Consider the following 695-nt stretch of genomic DNA (forward strand, 5'->3'; position numbering starts at 1 on the left):
TTTTAGTTCGACGTAGTGGACGTTAGGGATGAGCAAACCTTCCATAAACCAGGTTTCAAATTTAGGCTTTACCATAAAGCAAAGTGAATTGGATGCCATTATCCACTTTAAATTACTGGCTACCTCATTGCCTTCGATGCTTAAAATAAATTTATATTTCAATTGTTCCTGAATGCTCATGAACGGTTTCTTGCCTAGTTCAGCATCTCTGTTAGTGTCTCCAACATTACATAATGGGTGAGCATGGAAATACTCGATAAAATAGCGGCGATGGGGTTGATGACAAGCCCCACGCCAAACTAGTTGATCTTTTTTTGTAGCGTAATCAAAAGGGTCATCTACAAAATTAAAATGCCTGATAGTGTTTAATTTTAATAAAATTGAGTTTTCGTTCTTCTGAGATATGGGCCTGCTCTTTACAAACGTTGGCGTGCAAGGAATGGTTTGTACGTCACCAGGGGTATAGTGAAACAGCAGGTTATCCGTAAAAGCAGCTAGCTGCATCGTTAAGTCATAGTGGTAAAACCAGCTGCCAGTCTTCTTTAAATTTAAAACATTGTGAACGAGCAGTTCTTTGTTTATTTCGAAGTTATGGTTCAACTTGTTATAGTAGTTTACTCTTTTAAGTATGTCGTTTTTTTCACAAGGACTGGCCTGCGTGTAACACATGTCAAAAAGGTGATTTAACTTTTTCT

The 695-nt window shown here is 37.7% G+C and carries 1 protein-coding gene; it reads right to left on the minus strand.

Annotation, left to right across the window (positions count from 1 at the left end; translation table 11 throughout):
- On the minus strand, nucleotides 1–504 hold a 504-nt coding region (locus MOY_RS16355), incomplete at its 3' end, for a glycosyl transferase family 90 (RefSeq protein WP_328287060.1).
- Nucleotides 505–695: the final 191 nt, after the last annotated feature.

It is taken from the genome of Halomonas sp. GFAJ-1 (assembly GCF_000236625.2).
Taxonomy (GTDB): domain Bacteria; phylum Pseudomonadota; class Gammaproteobacteria; order Pseudomonadales; family Halomonadaceae; genus Vreelandella.